A 2151-nucleotide genomic window follows, 5' to 3' on the forward strand; every position below is an offset into this window, starting at 1 on the left:
GGCCGGCGGATGTATCGCACCGGTGACATCGTCCGCTGGAACGCCGACGGCCAGCTCGAATACCTCGGCCGCACCGACGAACAGGTCAAGATCCGAGGGATACGGGTCGAGCCGGGTGAGGTGCAGACAGTCCTTGCCGGCCATGACCAGGTGGCCCAGGTCGCCGTCGTCGCCCGCGAGGACACCCCGGGAGACACCAGGCTCGTCGCCTACGTCGTACCGACCCGTGACACGTCTGCCGGCGGACTCGCCACAGCCGTCACCGAGTACGCCGCCGACCGGCTGCCGTCCGCCATGGTCCCCTCGGCCGTCGTGGTTCTCGACGCGCTGCCGCTGAACATCAACGGCAAGCTGGACCGCAAGGCCCTGCCGGCTCCCGACTTCGCCGCCGTGGCGGGTGAGGGAAGGGGACCGGCCACCGTCCGCGAGGAGATCCTCTGCGCGGCCTTCGCCGAAGTCCTCGGGCTGGACCACGTCGGCGTGGACGACGACTTCTTCCGCCTCGGAGGCCACTCCCTCCTCGCCGTCCGCCTCATCGAGACCCTCCGTACCCACGGCGTCACGATCTCGCTCAAGACGCTGTTCGACGCCCCGACCCCCCACGCCGTCGCGCGCTCGGCCGGAGCCGATCGGATCGAGGTCCCCGCCAACCTGATCCCGGCGGGGGCCACCGCGCTCACGCCGGCGATGCTGCCGCTGGTCGACCTCACCGAGGCGGAGCTCGACGCGGTCGTCGCCACCGTCGACGGCGGCGCCGCGAACATCGCGGACATCTACCCCCTGGCCCCCCTCCAGGAGGGCCTGCTCTTCCACCACCTCCTCGCCGACGGCGGCGAGGACGCCTACGTCATGCCGGCGGTCTTCGAGTTCGACACCCGCGACCGCGTCACCGCCTTCGCCGCGGCCCTCCAGCAGGTCGTCGACCGGCACGACATCTACCGCACCTCCTTCGCCTGGGAAGGGCTCCGCGAACCGGTCCAGGTCGTCCGGCGCCACGCCACCCTGCCCGTCACCGACGTCCACCTGGACCCCGGGGCCGGCGACCTGGTCGACGCACTCCTGGCCGCCGCGGGCGGCACCATGGACCTCGGCCGGGCACCCCTGCTCGACCTGCACCTCGCCGCCACGAGCGACAGCCGTGTGCTCGTCCTCCTGCGCATGCACCACCTGGTCCGCGACCACACGGCACTGCGGATCGTCCTCGACGAGGTCGAAGCGATCCTCGCCGGCCACGGCGACACCCTGCCCGAGCCCCTCCCCTTCCGGACCTTCGTCGCCCAGGTACGCGGAGCGGCATCCCGCACCGACCACACCCGCTACTTCACCGACCTCCTCGGCGACGTCACCGAACCCACCACCCCCTACGGCATGGCCGACGTACGCGGCGACGGCTCCGACGCCCGACTGGCCCTGCTGCCCCTCGAAGACGGACTGACCGCCCGGCTGCGCACCGCCGCACGCCGGGCCGGAGTCAGCACGGCGACCGTGCTGCACGTCGCGTGGGCCCGCGTCCTCGCCACCCTCAGCGGACGCGACGACGTCGTCTTCGGCACCGTCCTGCTGGGGCGGATGAACGCGGGCTCCGGCGCCGACCGCGTGCCCGGCCCCTTCATGAACATGCTGCCGGTCCGGATCCGCACCGGCGAACTCGGCGCGCTCCAGGCCCTGTCCGCCACGCGCGGACAGCTCGCCGAACTTCTGGAGCACGAGCACGCCCCCCTCGCCGCCGCCCAGCGCGCCAGCGGCGTCACCGGCGACACCCCCCTCTTCACCTCCTTCCTCAACTACCGCCACAACGCGGGCCAGGACGCCGAGGCGAGCTGGAACGACACACTCGACGGCACACTCCTGCTCTTCGCCCGCGAGATGTCCAACTACCCGCTGGCCCTGCTCGTGGACGACAACGGCGACCGCCTCAGCCTCTCCGTCGACGCCGCCCGACCCATCGACCCCACCGCCGTCACCACCCTCACCCGCACCACCGTCGAGCAGCTCGTCGACGCCCTGGAGACCGCCCTCGACGGCGGCACCGACGTGCCGCTGCGCACGCTCCGCGTCCTCGATGAGGGGGAGCGTGAGCGGGTGGTGGTGGGGTGGAACGAGACGGCGTCGGGGTCGGTTTCGGGTTCGTTGGTGGAGTTGTTCGATGCG

General features: G+C 72.2%; 1 protein-coding gene. It reads left to right on the top strand.

Going from position 1 to position 2151, the window contains the following annotated elements; genetic code table 11:
- A partial coding sequence (locus ACWCXC_RS37385; RefSeq protein ID WP_450891813.1) for a condensation domain-containing protein occupies positions 1–2151 on the top strand: 2151 nt, incomplete at both ends.

This window comes from Streptomyces sp. NPDC001515 (assembly GCF_053597115.1).